Genomic DNA, 15088 nt, shown 5'->3' with positions numbered 1-15088 from the left:
TTGATGCGTTTTCTAAAACAACCGCTCCCGCTTCGCCAGCGTTTAATGCTGACGATCGGCCTGATTCTGCTGGTCTTCCAGCTGATTAGCACCTTCTGGTTGTGGCACGAAAGCACCGAGCAAATACAGCTGTTCGAACAGGCGTTACGCGAAAACCGTAACAACGATCGCCATATCATGCATGAGATCCGCGAGGCTATCGCCAGCCTGATCGTCCCCGGCATTTTTATGGTCAGCCTGACGCTCATTATTTGCTATCAGGCGGTACGGCGCATTACCCGTCCTCTTGCCGATCTCCAACAGGAGTTAGAAACTCGCACAGCGGATAATCTGGCTCCCATTAATATCCGTAGCTCCACCATTGAGATACAGGCGGTGGTGACGGCGCTCAATCAGTTGGTTACGCGGCTAACAACCACTATCGACAACGAGCGTCTGTTTACTGCCGACGTTGCCCATGAGCTACGAACGCCACTATCCGGCGTTCGTCTGCATCTGGAATTGCTGTCAAAAACCCACAATGTTGACGTTACGCCGCTCATCACCCGTCTCGACCAAATGATGGACAGCGTGTCGCAGCTGTTGCAACTCGCCCGTGTGGGTCAGTCGTTTTCGGCCGGAAGCTACCAGCACGTCAAACTACTGGAGGACGTGATTCTGCCCTCTTACGATGAACTCAGCACGATGCTGGACCAACGCCAGCAAACGTTGCTCCTACCGGCGAGCGCAGAGGATGTCATCGTACGCGGCGACGCCACGCTATTGCGGATGCTGCTGAGAAATCTGGTGGAGAACGCCCATCGCTACAGCCCGGAAGGCACCCATATTACGATTAGCCTGAATACAGAGCATGATGCCGTCATGGCCGTCGAAGATGAAGGGCCAGGCATTGATGAAAGTAAATGTGGGGAACTGAGCAAAGCGTTTGTGCGTATGGATAGCCGTTTTGGCGGGATTGGGCTGGGGCTGAGCATTGTCAGTCGAATTACCCAGTTACATCACGGGCAGTTCTTTTTGCAAAACCGCCCAGGAGCCAGTGGCACTCGCGCCTGGGTGGTGCTGGAGAAAGATCAGTAAGAGCTCACCCACACGTACAAAAAACTGCTCACAATCAGTACGCTGCAAACGGTGGTCAAACTTTCATAAATACGGGTTTTCATGACACTCTCCTCCGATACTATGGAGGAGAGTTTGCCTGAAGGATATTAAGCCAACCTTAAGGCCACGCGCCGGATGGCGGCTGACGCCTTATCCGGCCTACAAAGTACAATGCTACCCGTAGGCCTAAAAGCTCGCGCCATCAGGCAATGACACGATTACTCATCAATACGCGGATGCTGCTGCACCAGGCGCGAACGCTTAAGCTGCAGCTCTGCAATTTCCTGATCGATGTCTTCGATTTTCTGCTCAATATTGTCGTAGTGCTCGCCGAGGATCTCTTTCGCTTCCTGAATATCCGAAGCGGCAGGTGTCGCCCCTTTCAGCGGCTGATTGGCGGTTTCTTTCATGGTCACGCCGGTAATTAAACCTATCACCGCAATCACCATCAGATAATAAGCTGGCATCATCAGGTTCTGCGAGCTTTCCACCAGCCAGGCGGCCAGCGTCGGGGTCAGACCAGCTACCAGGACCGAGATATTAAACGCGGCGGCCAGCGCACTGTAGCGAATATGTGTCGGGAACATCGCCGGTAACGTTGATGCCATCACCCCGGTGAAGCAGTTAAGGATCACCGCCAGCATCAGCAACCCGGCGAAAATCAGGCCGATAACGTTACTGTTAATCAGGATAAATGCCGGAATGGCCAGCACAAACAGCGCAATACTGCCCATAATCACAAACGGACGGCGTCCGAAGCGGTCACTCAGCAGCCCCATAATCGGCTGCACAAACAGCATACCAATCATAATGGCGATAATAATCAGCACACCGTGATCTTCAGAGTAGTGCAGGTTATGCGACAGGTAGCTCGGCATATAGGTGAGCAGCATGTAGTAGGTGACGTTGGTCGCAATCACCAGACCGATGCACGCCAGCAGGCTACGCCAGTGTTTAGTCGCAATTTCTTTAAACGAAATCTTCGGTCCTTCCTGCAGACCCTGACGATCGCCCTGCTCCAGCTTGTCGACATGCTGCTGAAATGCAGGTGTTTCTTCCAGAGCATGACGCAGATACAGGCCAATCAGCCCTAACGGTAGCGCCAGGAAGAACGGAATACGCCAGCCCCACTCAAGGAAGTTGTCTTCGCCGACGACAGTTGAGATCAGGACTACCACGCCCGCACCCAGCACAAACCCGGCAATCGAGCCGAAGTCCAGCCAACTGCCCATAAATCCACGCTTACGGTCCGGGGAATACTCTGCGACAAAAATCGACGCGCCGGTATACTCGCCGCCGACCGAAAAGCCCTGTGCCATCTTACACAGCAACAGCAGGATCGGTGCCCAGATACCAATAGACGCATACGAAGGGATCAACCCAATACAGAAGGTACTGATCGACATAATCACAATCGTGATAGCCAGGATCTTTTGGCGACCGTATTTATCGCCAAGCATACCGAAGAACAATCCGCCAAGCGGTCGAATCAGAAAGGGAACGGAGAAGGTAGCGAGTGCAGCAACCATCTGCACGCTGGGGTCAGCCCCCGGGAAGAACACTTTACCTAATGCGTAAGCAACAAACCCATAAACACCAAAATCAAACCACTCCATTGCATTACCGAGTGACGCGGCGGTAATGGCTTTTCGCAGTTTTCCGTCATCAATAATGGTGACGTCGCGAAGCGTAATTGGCTTTATTTTTTTCCTTTTTAGCATACCAGTCCTCATAGACTTAGCCCTGTCGCGCTACAGTTCGAGTCTCCCAACGCCGTATGCGCTAAGGTCATCGCCGAGCGGGGATTGCACAGGCGCAATCCCTGTAACAAGCGTAGCAGGTTTACTTACACTGACTGAAAATGAGCAGTACAACCGAACCTGTTGACGCCTGATTGGGCGGTTAATGACCTCTTTACCCTAACAGCGTTTAAATTTGTGATCAACTTCACATATAGTTTTTCATTTCGTCAACATGCGTAAATTAGGTCATTCTTAGTCATCTTTTTTACATGTAACGCTTGCGATTTACTGACAATTAAATACAAGAATAAATCACTTTATTGCACCAACAATCACAGCGGTCATTATTATTCTGCTAGCAAAAAAACACCTAATCCCTTCACAAAAAGATCACAGCTTTTTTAATAATCAGAGCGACCGGGAACTTTTGCTCGGAATATGTGATGAAGATAACTAAAACATCGTTTTATTTTGATTGAATCAATGTTCCTGTGAATGCAAACTAATTCCAGACGCAATATCCCTGGGAGCAGCAACACGCTCAACGTATGCCGCGTTAGATTTTATAAAACAAAGAGATAGCGATTTTCTTTGTTAAGAAAAACCAGTAACCATTTGAATTTATTAATTTTTACCCTCTTGCGCTAGTATTAGCGGCGACAAGACATGAGGACGTTTATGAAAATTAAAGCCACGATTGAACGCATCCCCGGCGGAATGATGTTGATTCCTCTGTTATTAGGCGCAGTGTTAAATACGTTAGCTCCGGATACCGGTGCGTATTTCGGTTCGTTTACCAAAGGAATGATCAGCGGAACGGTACCGATTCTGGCAGTGTGGTTTTTTTGTATCGGCGCATCTATTGATTTACGGGCAACCGGCACGGTATTACGCAAGTCCGGTACATTGGTATTAACCAAAATAGCCGTAGCCTGGGCAGTGGCAATGATTGCCGCTTCATTTATTCCTGATACAGGCATTCAAACCGGGTTCTTTGCAGGTCTTTCCGTACTGGCAATTGTCTCAGCAATGGACATGACCAACGGGGGTTTGTACGCCAGCCTGATGAACCAGTACGGTACGAAAGAAGAGTCTGGCGCATTTGTGTTAATGTCTCTGGAATCCGGTCCGTTAATGACCATGGTCATTCTGGGCTCTGCCGGTCTGGCCTCTTTCGAGCCGCACCATTTCATCGGCGCGGTCCTGCCGTTCCTGATCGGCTTTACACTGGGCAACCTGGATCACGACCTGCGTGCCTTCTTTAGCAAAGCGACACCGGTACTGATTCCGTTCTTCGGCTTCGCACTGGGTAACACCATTAACCTGAGCGTCATCGTTGATACCGGTCTGCTGGGTATCCTGCTGGGTGTGGCCGTCATCGTTATCACCGGTATCCCGCTGATTATTGCTGACCGCGTCATTGGTGGCGGGAACGGTACGGCGGGCGTAGCAGCCTCTTCTGCAGCTGGTGCCGCGGTGGCTAACCCAGTCATCATCGCCCAGATTAACCCGGCATTTGAACCGGTTGCCGCTTCGGCAACTGCTCTGGTCGCTGCCAGCGTGATTGTCACCGCCATTCTGGTGCCGATTATCACCGCGTTGTATGCCAAACGTTTTAATAAAAATCAGGTCGCCAACGAGACGGTGGCGACCCCGGCAGACTCACTGCACCACTAAGCCTGCCTTTGCCTCCCCCCCAGCTCAACTGATGAGCTGGGGGGGTGCGAAAATCTCCTCAACCATCGCATCAACCAGTCGCTTTGCCGAACACAGTCTCGGCATCCCTAACGCCACATTCTGCCAACGCTGCGTCACCGACCAGCTCACCGGATGGCGCTGTGCATCGCACCAGTCACCCAGCCAACTCAGCAGATCGTTATGTTCGCTCGACCCCCCAACTGCAGGTGAGTTCAGCCATTGATGATAATAATGGCGCGTAGTAGGTGCCGCATTCACGCTATGCGCCAGCGTCTGGGCAGCCATCGTGCGTAAATTGTCTTTTAGCATCGACACTACATCGGCATTCGCCAGCCGACAGGCATCACCAAAGGCGCCCCAGCGCAGTTCCTCCAGCGCAACAAAGCAGCGTCCGGGTAATGACCAGCCGTCATACGCGCCAGCCCGCCAGCGAGTAAAAATCTGTTCACTGTGTTCGCCTGCCTGCACGGTCAGCCCACGTTGCGTCAACGCTTTCTCTTTATATGCGCTACGTTGGGCAAACCCGTCAGCCAGTGAAATTAATTGCTGCATCACGCCGGGAGTTGATTGTCCGCGTGGCTGTTCAGTTTGTTGTAAGAACACCAGTCGCTCGGCAATACGTACCAGCGCCAGGTGACCAGGATCGATAGTACCCGCCAGTTTTTCCACCAGCTTAAGGCGCATCACCAGGTGTTCGCTGGAAACCCCCGCCATCACCCACGCCCGCAGTTGCGTCTGGGATAACACTTCCTGCGTCAGGCGCGCACGCAACCGCTGCTGCTGCTGCAGAAAACCGCCGGAACGTTTGGTTTCATCTCCCTGAACCAGATCGACCATAAACTTCGGGTAGACGCACTCCAGCGTCCGCCCAGGGCCTTCCAGTAACACGTTAGTCATGTATGCTCGGTTGCAAAAAGGGTGTGGATATCGTCACGCAGCAAGCGGGAATCTTCATAAATCCATGCCGCCGTCGTAATACGATGCTGCAATTGTTCATTCATTGCATTCACCGCCGATTCATTTTGCTGGCGCAGGGTCAGACTCTCGCGCAGGCTCGCCTGCAATTGCGTCAGACACAGTGAAAAATCAGCAAAAAACGTGGCCATGCCTGCCGTAACGGAAATATCGACCTGAGCAACTAAAGCTTTACGAATTTGTTGGCAAAACTGAGTGACATAATGGACAAGATTCTTGTGCAACGCGCCCATATCAATGAGGTAACGCGTTTTTGTTTCGACATAATCATTCCATCCCCAGTTGGGCTGATTCAACCAACGTGAGAACGTGTCACGCACAACACCACCGGTGGACGGGGTATTATCAGCAGGGATATCCTGTTCAATAGCCTCGTTAAACAACTGACGGGTATTGAAATTAAACATCGCCGCATGAAAGGCTGGAAAACGGATCCGCGCCCGAAATCCGGCATGATTCAGATCGTCTTTCACCCGCTGCTCAATAGGCCGCATAGCGTCATTCAGCGCCCGGGATAACGTCGATTCAAGCGCCTCAAAACGCAGCGCCAGGTCCCGGCTGATACTCTCCTGCGCCGCCAGCAGGACAACCTCACAGGAGGAGCGAATTTTATCTAACACAATTTTCGCTTGCCCCTCGTCATGCAACACCAGCATATCACCGGCCATTTCCGCCGTTGCAATGTCAGCTCCCATGCCATGTTGTGACATCATCAGCACGTTTTCTTTAACAAAGAACGTATTGATGCCGCACAGAATCTCGGTCTGTTGCTCACTGAGATAGGCCGCAGCAGCCTCCAGCGCCAGCTCAACCTCGTGACTGACCTCGTCACCCACCCGCGCCTGGCTTCTCTGCAACTGTTGCATATCATCTTCAATATGCGCGATGTTCATCTGCAACTGCTCATAGGCTACGGTTAAGCCGTGGGCGCGAAACTCCAGGTATTCGTGTGCGCTTTGCGAATAGTTCAACAACTTGTGCGATGCCGAGCGAAGCGCATACAGCGAAGCATTGGCGTGAGCGGCGTGAATGACTTTCTGGATCGGCTGCTCAAACAACGAATCCTCCCACAGCAGATCGGCGGCATGGCGAATATGTTCTTTATCCTCAAGATCGGTGGTACGCCAGCGCCTGCCGAGTGCCGCTTCGGCAAAGTCCTGGACCCAGCGCTGCTCCTGATGATCCGGCAAGCGCCCATTATTCACGAGTTCATGACGTGCCCTGTTGGCCAGATATCCCCACATTGAGGAGACCGGATAAATACGTTCAGGCGTAATACCACCTTTCATCAACGTACCGGAAATTAACGCCCGCACCTGCTCTTCATCATCACTGTTGCGGTCTTTCTGATCGAATTTGTTAACCAGCGCATACAGCGGTACTGACTTTCCAACCGCCATAATGGCCTGACGGACTTCCTCATCCGAAATCGACTTCAGTTGGGTATAATCCATCACCGCCAGTACCGCTGAAGCCCGAGCCAGCTGTTCATTGAGCATTTGTTGTAAGTGTGGCTGCCCGGCTTCATTCGGCCCGGGCGTATCCAGCAGCGTCAATTGTCCCGGATAACTTGCCAGCCCGGCCAGATGCACGAACTCAACCTCAATAACCGGAATATGCTCAATTGCAGCATAGGCGACAAACGGAAACTCCACCTCCAGCGCTTTAGACAAACGCACCAGATCGTTCAGGCTCTTGAGAAAATGGAAAATAGGCTGTGCGCCAAGGTAATACCGTTCAAATGCCACGCCGTTTTCAATATGTTGAAGCAGGGCATTCATATCCTTATCTATTTCCAGCGTCTGAGCCAGACGCTGACGATCGCATTCCCGCACGCGCTGCTGTAATACTTTCATTAAGGCGTCAATTGGCGCGACATGCGAAAAATGCAGCACCGGCTCTTTCTGTCCCGGTGTATGGCGGATAAGGGTCGGTAACGCCGTCATCGGGCGATTACGATTAGGTAAAACCTCAGTTCCGACAATCGCGTTAATCGTCGTCGACTTTCCCGCCTTCATCGTACCGACGATCGCCAGAACCATTTCCAGACGGGTAATCTTTCGCAGTTCATTGTTGAGCGTTGCCTGCTGGACATCCATGCCACGCGCGCTGAAATGCAGGGGCTGAACAACCTGTCCACTATGCTCTCCTTTTTTCAGCATGACATCATTCGCCGAGGTCATTGGCAATTTCTGCAATTGCCTGAGATGTTCAAGAGAGAGCATCAGTAAGCGTTCAGCTTCCTGACTTAATTCATAAATTGTCTGTGTGTACATGGAAAATCTTTCCTTAACGCAAATAGCATTACTTTTATTTAGCCAAATCGTTTTATTTATAGATTTTCGGCTTTTATAATTACGTGTGGAAATAATTAAAATTAAAACAACCAGCTGATATTATTAAAATAAAATTTATCGTATGACTGCTGGCCTGATGCCTCTCACTTACTATATTAAGTAAGAAAGATAAACAGAGTAGTTCAGTTTTAAAAAATGCCAGCTTAATTCCCCTACCAAATTTAAGGGGGTCACAAAGTATTCACTCACAATGACTTAGCTAGTCTGTAAGCCATGCTACCTATGAATATCGGGTGTTTCGCCTCACCTTATCTTAAATAGCTAAACGTAGCAATTTCCCTTAAAAAATATTCCTTCTGGTTTTCATAGACGTGAAAGCAACCTGACGCCACAACAGATAGTTGGGCATAATTGGCCTGTAGCCCCGACAAAAGCAGGGATTTTATGTATAATTGCGGCCTTTTTCGGCAATCTGCCAATTTTGGGCGCTTTTGCCCCTGCTGACTTTTGAGGAAATCCACATGTCATTACCACACTGCCCACAATGCAACTCCGAATACACTTACGAAGATAACGGCATGTTCATCTGCCCGGAATGCGCTCACGAATGGAACGACGCTGAACCCGCTCAGGACAGCGACGAACTGATCGTTAAAGATGCTAATGGCAACCTGCTCGCCGATGGCGACAGCGTTACCGTAGTAAAAGATCTGAAGGTAAAAGGTAGCTCTTCCATGCTGAAGATCGGTACCAAAGTGAAGAATATCCGCCTGGTTGAAGGCGACCACAACATCGATTGCAAAATCGATGGCTTTGGCCCAATGAAGCTGAAATCTGAGTTTGTGAAAAAGAACTGATGCAAATTGCCTGACGGCGCTACGCTCATCAGGTCTACACCAGCTCATCTGCCAGGCGGGAAGCCCATACTTCCCGCCTGGTTTATTTATACAGACGATAACTACACTTAACTGGCTTCTCTTACTCTGAGGTAAAGATTATGCCGTTAAGTCCCTATATCTCCTTTGCAGGCAACTGCGCTGACGCTATCGCCTTCTACCAAAAAACGTTAGGCGCTGAGCTGCTCTACAAAATCAACTTCGGTGAAATGCCCAAATCGGCGCAGGACAGTGAAGAAGGTTGCCCTTCTGGCATGAAATTCCCCGATACCGCTATTGCCCACGCCAACCTGCGCGTTGCGGGCAGCGATATCATGATGAGCGATAGCGCCCCCGACGGAAACGCGCACTACTCTGGCTTTACGCTGGTGCTCGACACACAAAACGTCGACGAAGGTAAACGCTGGTTTGATAACCTGGCAGTAAACGGAAAAATCGAAATGGACTGGCAGGAAACCTTCTGGGCCCACGGTTTCGGTAAAGTGAGCGACCAGTATGGCGTGCCGTGGATGATCAACGTCGTCAAACAGCAGCAGCCGCCAACCGAGTAATCAAACGGGAGGCAACCCCTCCCGTACTGTCATCAAATATCGCTCAACTCTTCATCGCCAAGTAACCTTCCTTTAACGAAAACGTCACATTGATCCGCCACGATGGGGCCACTTTTTTAGGGAGGCCGCATCATGCAAACGGTTATTCGCGTCGAGAAACTCTCCAAATCCTTCAATCAACATCAGGCGCTTAATGCGGTTGATCTGAATATCTGTGCCGGTGAGATGGTGGCTCTGCTTGGGCCGTCCGGCTCCGGCAAATCCACCCTTTTACGTCATTTAAGCGGTTTGATCGTCGGTGATAAATCACCTGGTAGCCACATCGAACTGCTGGGTCGCACCGTTCAACATGAAGGCCGCCTGGCGCGCGATATCCGCAAAAGCCGCGCCCACACCGGCTACATCTTCCAGCAGTTCAATCTGGTGAACCGCCTGACGGTGCTGGAGAACGTCCTGATTGGCGCGCTCGGCAGCACGCCGTTCTGGCGCACCTGTTTTAGCTGGTTTACCGCTGAGCAGAAACAACGCGCGTTACAGGCGCTGACCCGCGTCGGCATGGCGCACTTTGCATACCAGCGTGTTTCCACGCTCTCCGGCGGACAACAGCAGCGCGTCGCGATTGCCCGCGCGCTGATGCAGCAGGCCAAAGTGATCCTTGCCGATGAGCCGATTGCCTCGCTGGATCCGGAATCCGCGCGCATCGTGATGGACACCCTGCGCGACATCAACCAGACCGACGGCATCACCGTGGTCGTCACGCTGCATCAGGTGGATTACGCCCTGCGCTACTGCGAACGCATTGTCGCGCTGCGCCAGGGCAACGTCTTCTTTGATGGCAGCAGCCAGCATTTTGACAACGACCGTTTTGACCATCTCTACCGCAGCATGAACCGCGTCGAACAGAACGCGCAGGCTGCATAGTTCTAAAAAACCAGGCGTTATTGGCGCAGCCAGGCTGGGGACGGCCAGCGCGGAAAAACCGGAGCGTACACGCAGTACGTGAGGATTTTGAGCACTGCCCGGATTCAGGCTGGCAAGTGAAATAGCCTGGAACAATGACTAATTAAGGAAACGACATGAGCTATAAGACAGTTGCCGCGCTGGCTTTCACCAGCATGTTTAGCGTCAGTACCTTGTTAAGCCCGGCCCATGCCGAAGAGCAAGAAAAAGCGCTTAACTTTGGCATTATTTCGACCGAATCACAGCAAAACCTGAAGCCACAGTGGGAACCGTTCCTGAAGGACATGGAAAAATCGCTGGGCGTGAAAGTAAACGCCTTCTTCGCTCCGGACTACGCCGGGATCATCCAGGGCATGCGCTTTAACAAAGTGGATATCGCCTGGTACGGCAACCTCTCAGCAATGGAAGCGGTGGATCGCGCTAACGGACAAGTGTTTGCCCAGACCGTAGCCGCCGACGGATCCCCGGGTTACTGGAGCGTGTTGATCGTTAACAAAGACAGCCCGATCAACAACCTGAACGATCTGATCGCCAAACGTAAGGATCTGACCTTCGGCAACGGCGATCCCAACTCTACGTCAGGTTTCCTCGTCCCCGGTTATTACGTCTTCGCCAAAAACAACATCTCCGCCAGCGACTTCAAACGCACCGTTAACGCCGGGCACGAAACTAACGCCCTGGCCGTCGCCAACAAACAGGTGGATGTGGCTACCAACAACACCGAAAACCTCGACAAGCTGAAAACGTCCGCACCGGACAAGCTGAAAGAGTTGAAGGTTATCTGGAAGTCACCGCTGATCCCAGGCGATCCGATCGTCTGGCGTAAGAACCTCTCTGAAGCCACCAAGGACAAGGTGTACGACTTCTTCATGAACTACGGCAAAACGCCGGAGCAGAAAACCGTCCTGGAACGCCTGGGTTGGGCGCCGTTCCGTGCCTCCAGCGATCTGCAACTGGTGCCGATTCGCCAACTGGCGCTGTTTAAAGAGATGCAGGGCGTGAAGGACAACAAAGGGCTGAACGAGGAAGAGAAAACCAGCAAAACCTCGGCGCTGAAAGCACAGCTTGATGATCTCGACCGCCTGACCGCCGCCCTGGGCGCCATGACCAGCGTCACCAAAGCGGTGCAATAACCCTGATGCCCGGTGGCGCTTCGCTTACCGGGCCTACGATGTTTTGTAGGCCGGATAAGGCGCTTGCGCCGCCATCCGGCAATAACCGATGCACGGAGCCAAACATGCAAACCATCACCGTTGCCCCGCCCAAGCGTAGCTGGTTCTCGCTGCTGAGCTGGGCCATTCTTCTCGCCGTGCTGGTGGTCTCGTGGAAAGGCGCCGAAATGGCCCCGCTCACGCTGATCCAGGATTCCGGCAATATGGCAACCTTCGCTGCCGACTTCTTTCCACCTGACTTCAGTCAGTGGCAGGACTATCTCGGTGAAATGGCCGTCACGCTGCAAATCGCCGTCTGGGGTACCGCCCTCGCCGTGGTGTTGTCGATTCCCTTCGGTCTGATGTGCGCCGATAACCTCGTGCCGTGGTGGATTTACCAGCCGATGCGTCGCCTGATGGATGCCTGTCGCGCCATCAACGAAATGGTCTTCGCCATGCTGTTCGTGGTCGCCGTCGGGTTAGGGCCATTCGCCGGGGTGATGGCGCTGTTTATCCACACTACCGGGGTACTCTCCAAGCTGCTTTCCGAAGCGGTAGAAGCCATTGAGCCGGGTCCGGTAGAAGGTATTCGCGCCACCGGAGCCAACAAAATTGAAGAGATTCTGTACGGCGTTCTGCCACAGGTCATGCCGCTGCTTATCTCCTACTCGCTGTATCGCTTTGAATCCAATGTTCGCTCGGCCACGGTAGTCGGCATGGTGGGCGCAGGTGGTATTGGCGTGACCTTATGGGAAGCGATTCGCGGCTTTCAGTTCCAGCAAACCTGCGCCCTGATGGTGTTAATCATCGTCACCGTCAGCCTGCTGGATTTCCTTTCCCAGCGTTTGCGTAAGCACTTTATCTGATTAGCGAGGCATTGATTGCTATGCACTTGTCTACACATCCGACCAGTTATCCAACGCGTTATCAGGAAATTGCCGCGAGACTTGAGCAGGAGCTTCGTCAACATTATCGCTGCGGTGACTATCTGCCCGCCGAGCATCAGCTTGCCGCGCGCTTCGAGGTAAACCGCCACACCCTGCGCCGCGCCATTGACCAGTTGGTTGAACGCGGTTGGGTTCAGCGTCGCCAGGGAGTCGGCGTGCTGGTGCTGATGCGCCCGTTCGACTACCCGCTGAATGCCCAGGCGCGCTTTAGTCAGAACCTGCTGGACCAGGGCAGCCACCCCACCAGTGAAAAACTGCTGGCGGTGCTGCGTCCGGCCTCCGGCCACATTGCCGATGCGCTCAGCATTAACGAGGGCGATAACGTGATTCACCTGCGCACCCTGCGCCGGGTAAACGGCATCGCACTGTGTCAGATCGACCACTATTTTTCCGACCTCACGCTGTGGCCGCTGCTGCAAGGCTTTAACAGCGGCTCACTGCACGATTACCTGCGCGAACAATCCGGTCTGACGCTGCTGCGCACGCAAACGCGCATCAGCGCCCGCCGTGCGCAGGCCAAAGAGAGCAAGGTGCTGGAAATCCCCAATATGGCGCCGCTGCTGTGCGTGCGCACTCTGAACCACCGTGAAGGCGAAGAACAGGCGGCGGAATATTCCGTCAGCCTGACCCGCGCCGACATGATCGAATTCACCATGGAGCACTGAATGCATTTCGATACCGCCACTCGCCAGCGTTGGATGCGCGCGCTGGCTTACAGCAATGCCGATGCCCTGAATGCGCGTATCAAGGCGCTCAAACTAACGCCGGACTATGAGCTTATCCGCGCCCCGGAAAGCGGACTGATGCAGATCCAGGCCCGTATGGGCGGCACCGGTAATCGCTTCTTTGCTGGCGACACCACGCTCACCCGCGCGGTTATTCGCCTGAAAAGCGGGACGCTGGGCTACAGCTACCTGCTGGGTCGCAATAAACAACACGCCGAGCAGTGTGCGGTCATTGACGCATTGCTGCAGGAACAAACGCATTTCCAGAACCTCATGGAAACCTTAATTGCCCCGCTGGAAGCGGAACGCGAGGCGCTGATTAGCGCCCGCCGTGCCGAAGTCAACGCCAGCCGGGTCGACTTCTTCACGCTGGTACGCGGAGATAACGCATGACCTTACAGACCGCATTTAATTTACCCGTTCAGGATGCTCAGCAGAGCTTTCGTCGCCTGCTGAAAGCCATGAGCGAACCGGGCGTAATCGTCGCCCTGCATCAACTGAAACACGGCTGGCAGCCGCTGGGTCTGGCGACCACCAGCGTGCTGCTGACCCTGGTCGATGGCGACACGCCGGTCTGGCTGGCGCCGTCGATGGATAACGATATCGCCCGGCAGAACCTGCGTTTTCACACCAACGCGCCGCTGGTGGATCAGCCGCAGCTGGCGGCCTTTGCCGTCACCGACGAACGCATTAGCAGCGAACAGCTAAATGCCCTCTCAGCCGGTTCCGCCGTCGCACCTGAAACCAGCGCCACGCTGATTGTGCAAGTTTCTGGCTTAAGCGGTGGACGCATGCTGCGTCTGACCGGCGCAGGCATCGCCGAAGAGCGCATGATCGCGCCACAGCTGCCGGAATGCCTGATTCACGAACTCACCGAACGCCCGCATCCGTTCCCGCTGGGGGTCGATCTGATCCTCACCTGCGGCGAACGGCTGCTGGCTATTCCGCGAACCACCCATGTGGAGGTGTGCTGATGTACGTCGCCGTCAAAGGGGGCGAAAAGGCGATAGCCAACGCCCACGCCCTGCAGGAAAACCGACGCCGGGGCGATGAGACCATTGCTGAACTGAGCGTGGCGCAAATCGAACAGCAGATGAACCTGGCCGTCGACCGGGTGATGACCGAAGGCGGCATCGCCGATCGCGAACTGGCGGCACTGGCGCTAAAACAATCCAGCGGCGATAACGTCGAAGCCATCTTTTTGCTCCGCGCTTACCGCACTACGCTGGCAAAGGTCGCTGTCAGCGAACCGGTTAACAGCGCAGAAATGCGCCTTGAGCGCAGAATCTCCGCGGTCTACAAGGATATTCCCGGCGGGCAGTTATTAGGCCCAACCTACGATTACACCCATCGTCTGCTGGATTTTACCTTACTGGCCAATGGTGAAGTGCCGCCGCTGCGCACCGCTGAGAGCGAACAAGATGCCTCCCCGCACGTCTTTTCCCTGCTGGCGAACCAGGGCCTGGCAAAACGTGAAGAGGATGATGGCGCGACACCCGACGACATCACCCGCACGCCGCCGGTTTACCCCTGCTCACGCGCTTCACGTCTGCAACAGCTGATGCGTGGTGACGAGGGATATTTGCTGGCGCTGGCCTACTCCACCCAGCGCGGCTACGGGCGCAACCACCCGTTTGCCGCCGAAATCCGCAGCGGCTATGTGGCACTGGAAACCGTACCGGAAGAGCTGGGATTTGCGGTGAACGTCGGCGAACTGCTGATGACTGAATGCGAAATGGTCAACGGTTTTGTCGCGCCGGAAAACGAATCCCCTCATTTTACCCGCGGCTACGGGCTGGTGTTCGGTATGAGCGAACGTAAAGCGATGGCGATGGCGCTGGTGGACCGCGCCCTACAGGCAGCCGAATACGATGAAACGGTCACAGGACCGGCGCAGGACGAAGAGTTCGTGCTGGCGCATGCGGATAACGTCGAGGCGGCGGGTTTTGTTTCGCACCTCAAACTTCCCCATTACGTCGATTTCCAGGCCGAACTGGAACTGCTCAAACGCCTGCAACAGGAGGCCACTCGTGACCACTAACCTCTCC

The 15088-nt window shown here is 53.8% G+C and carries 15 protein-coding genes; 11 read left to right on the top strand and 4 right to left on the bottom strand.

Annotated elements, in window-relative coordinates:
* The first annotated feature begins 3 nt into the window (after nt 1-3).
* Nucleotides 4-1077: a two-component system sensor histidine kinase PmrB gene (gene pmrB, locus AL515_RS03480; protein ID WP_086523823.1), complete on the top strand. Its 1074-nt coding sequence runs from the start codon at nt 4-6 to the stop codon at nt 1075-1077.
* On the opposite strand, the gene pmrR is transcribed toward pmrB, so the two are convergent.
* Both pmrR and proP read right to left on the bottom strand, forming a co-directional pair.
* The gene (pmrR, locus tag AL515_RS03475; protein WP_003826741.1) at nt 1071-1160 is read right to left on the bottom strand and encodes an LpxT activity modulator PmrR; all 90 of its coding nucleotides are present in this window, start codon (nt 1158-1160) and stop codon (nt 1071-1073) included. The genes pmrB and pmrR overlap by 7 nt on opposite strands.
* 156 nt (nt 1161-1316) lie before the next feature.
* Nucleotides 1317-2819, bottom strand: coding sequence for a glycine betaine/L-proline transporter ProP (gene proP / locus AL515_RS03470; protein WP_048213872.1), 1503 nt, complete (start codon nt 2817-2819; stop codon nt 1317-1319).
* Nucleotides 2820-3518: 699 nt separating this feature from the next.
* On the opposite strand from proP, the gene kdgT reads away from it, so the two are divergent.
* Nucleotides 3519-4517, top strand: coding sequence for a 2-keto-3-deoxygluconate transporter (kdgT, locus tag AL515_RS03465; protein WP_048213873.1), 999 nt, complete (start codon nt 3519-3521; stop codon nt 4515-4517).
* Nucleotides 4518-4541: 24 nt separating this feature from the next.
* Here kdgT and AL515_RS03460 read toward each other — a convergent pair whose 3' ends face one another.
* Complete coding sequence (locus AL515_RS03460; protein ID WP_048213874.1) at nt 4542-5435, bottom strand: diguanylate cyclase regulator RdcB family protein; 894 nt, start codon at nt 5433-5435, stop codon at nt 4542-4544.
* A complete protein-coding gene (gene crfC / locus AL515_RS03455; protein ID WP_061067054.1) occupies nt 5432-7789 on the bottom strand; it encodes a clamp-binding protein CrfC in 2358 nt (785 codons plus the stop codon). Before crfC ends, AL515_RS03460 begins: the two co-directional genes overlap by 4 nt.
* A gap of 542 nt (nt 7790-8331) precedes the next feature.
* Between crfC and AL515_RS03445 the strand changes: the two genes are divergently transcribed.
* From AL515_RS03445 to AL515_RS03400, 9 genes are all read left to right on the top strand, one after another.
* Nucleotides 8332-8667 (top strand): zinc ribbon domain-containing protein YjdM, encoded by a 336-nt coding sequence (locus AL515_RS03445; RefSeq protein ID WP_003031835.1) that lies wholly within the window; start codon nt 8332-8334, stop codon nt 8665-8667.
* 140 nt (nt 8668-8807) lie between these two features.
* Nucleotides 8808-9257, top strand: a complete 450-nt coding sequence (gene yjdN / locus AL515_RS03440) for a VOC family metalloprotein YjdN (protein WP_061067053.1) — start codon at nt 8808-8810, stop codon at nt 9255-9257.
* Nucleotides 9258-9389: 132 nt separating this feature from the next.
* Complete coding sequence (gene phnC, locus AL515_RS03435) at nt 9390-10178, top strand: phosphonate ABC transporter ATP-binding protein (RefSeq protein WP_048213877.1); 789 nt, start codon at nt 9390-9392, stop codon at nt 10176-10178.
* Between the two features lie 155 nt (nt 10179-10333).
* Nucleotides 10334-11350: a phosphonate ABC transporter substrate-binding protein gene (phnD, locus tag AL515_RS03425; protein WP_048213878.1), complete on the top strand. Its 1017-nt coding sequence runs from the start codon at nt 10334-10336 to the stop codon at nt 11348-11350.
* 104 nt (nt 11351-11454) lie between these two features.
* A complete protein-coding gene (phnE, locus tag AL515_RS03420) occupies nt 11455-12234 on the top strand; it encodes a phosphonate ABC transporter, permease protein PhnE (protein ID WP_016155398.1) in 780 nt (259 codons plus the stop codon).
* A 20-nt stretch (nt 12235-12254) separates the two neighbouring features.
* The gene (gene phnF / locus AL515_RS03415; RefSeq protein WP_061067052.1) at nt 12255-12980 is read left to right on the top strand and encodes a phosphonate metabolism transcriptional regulator PhnF; all 726 of its coding nucleotides are present in this window, start codon (nt 12255-12257) and stop codon (nt 12978-12980) included.
* Entirely contained in the window at nt 12981-13433 is a 453-nt protein-coding gene (gene phnG / locus AL515_RS03410; RefSeq protein WP_048213880.1) for a phosphonate C-P lyase system protein PhnG, read from the top strand.
* Nucleotides 13430-14014, top strand: coding sequence for a phosphonate C-P lyase system protein PhnH (phnH, locus tag AL515_RS03405; RefSeq protein ID WP_048213881.1), 585 nt, complete (start codon nt 13430-13432; stop codon nt 14012-14014). Before phnG ends, phnH begins: the two co-directional genes overlap by 4 nt.
* On the top strand, nt 14014-15081 hold the full coding sequence (locus AL515_RS03400) for a carbon-phosphorus lyase complex subunit PhnI (RefSeq protein ID WP_061067051.1): 1068 nt from the start codon (nt 14014-14016) through the stop codon (nt 15079-15081). The genes phnH and AL515_RS03400 overlap by 1 nt, the downstream gene beginning before the upstream one ends.
* Nucleotides 15082-15088 lie beyond the last annotated feature (7 nt).

The organism is Citrobacter sp. FDAARGOS_156 (assembly GCF_001559235.2).
Taxonomy (GTDB): Bacteria; Pseudomonadota; Gammaproteobacteria; order Enterobacterales; family Enterobacteriaceae; genus Citrobacter; species Citrobacter youngae.
This window is presented reverse-complemented; position numbering and strand designations above follow the sequence as displayed.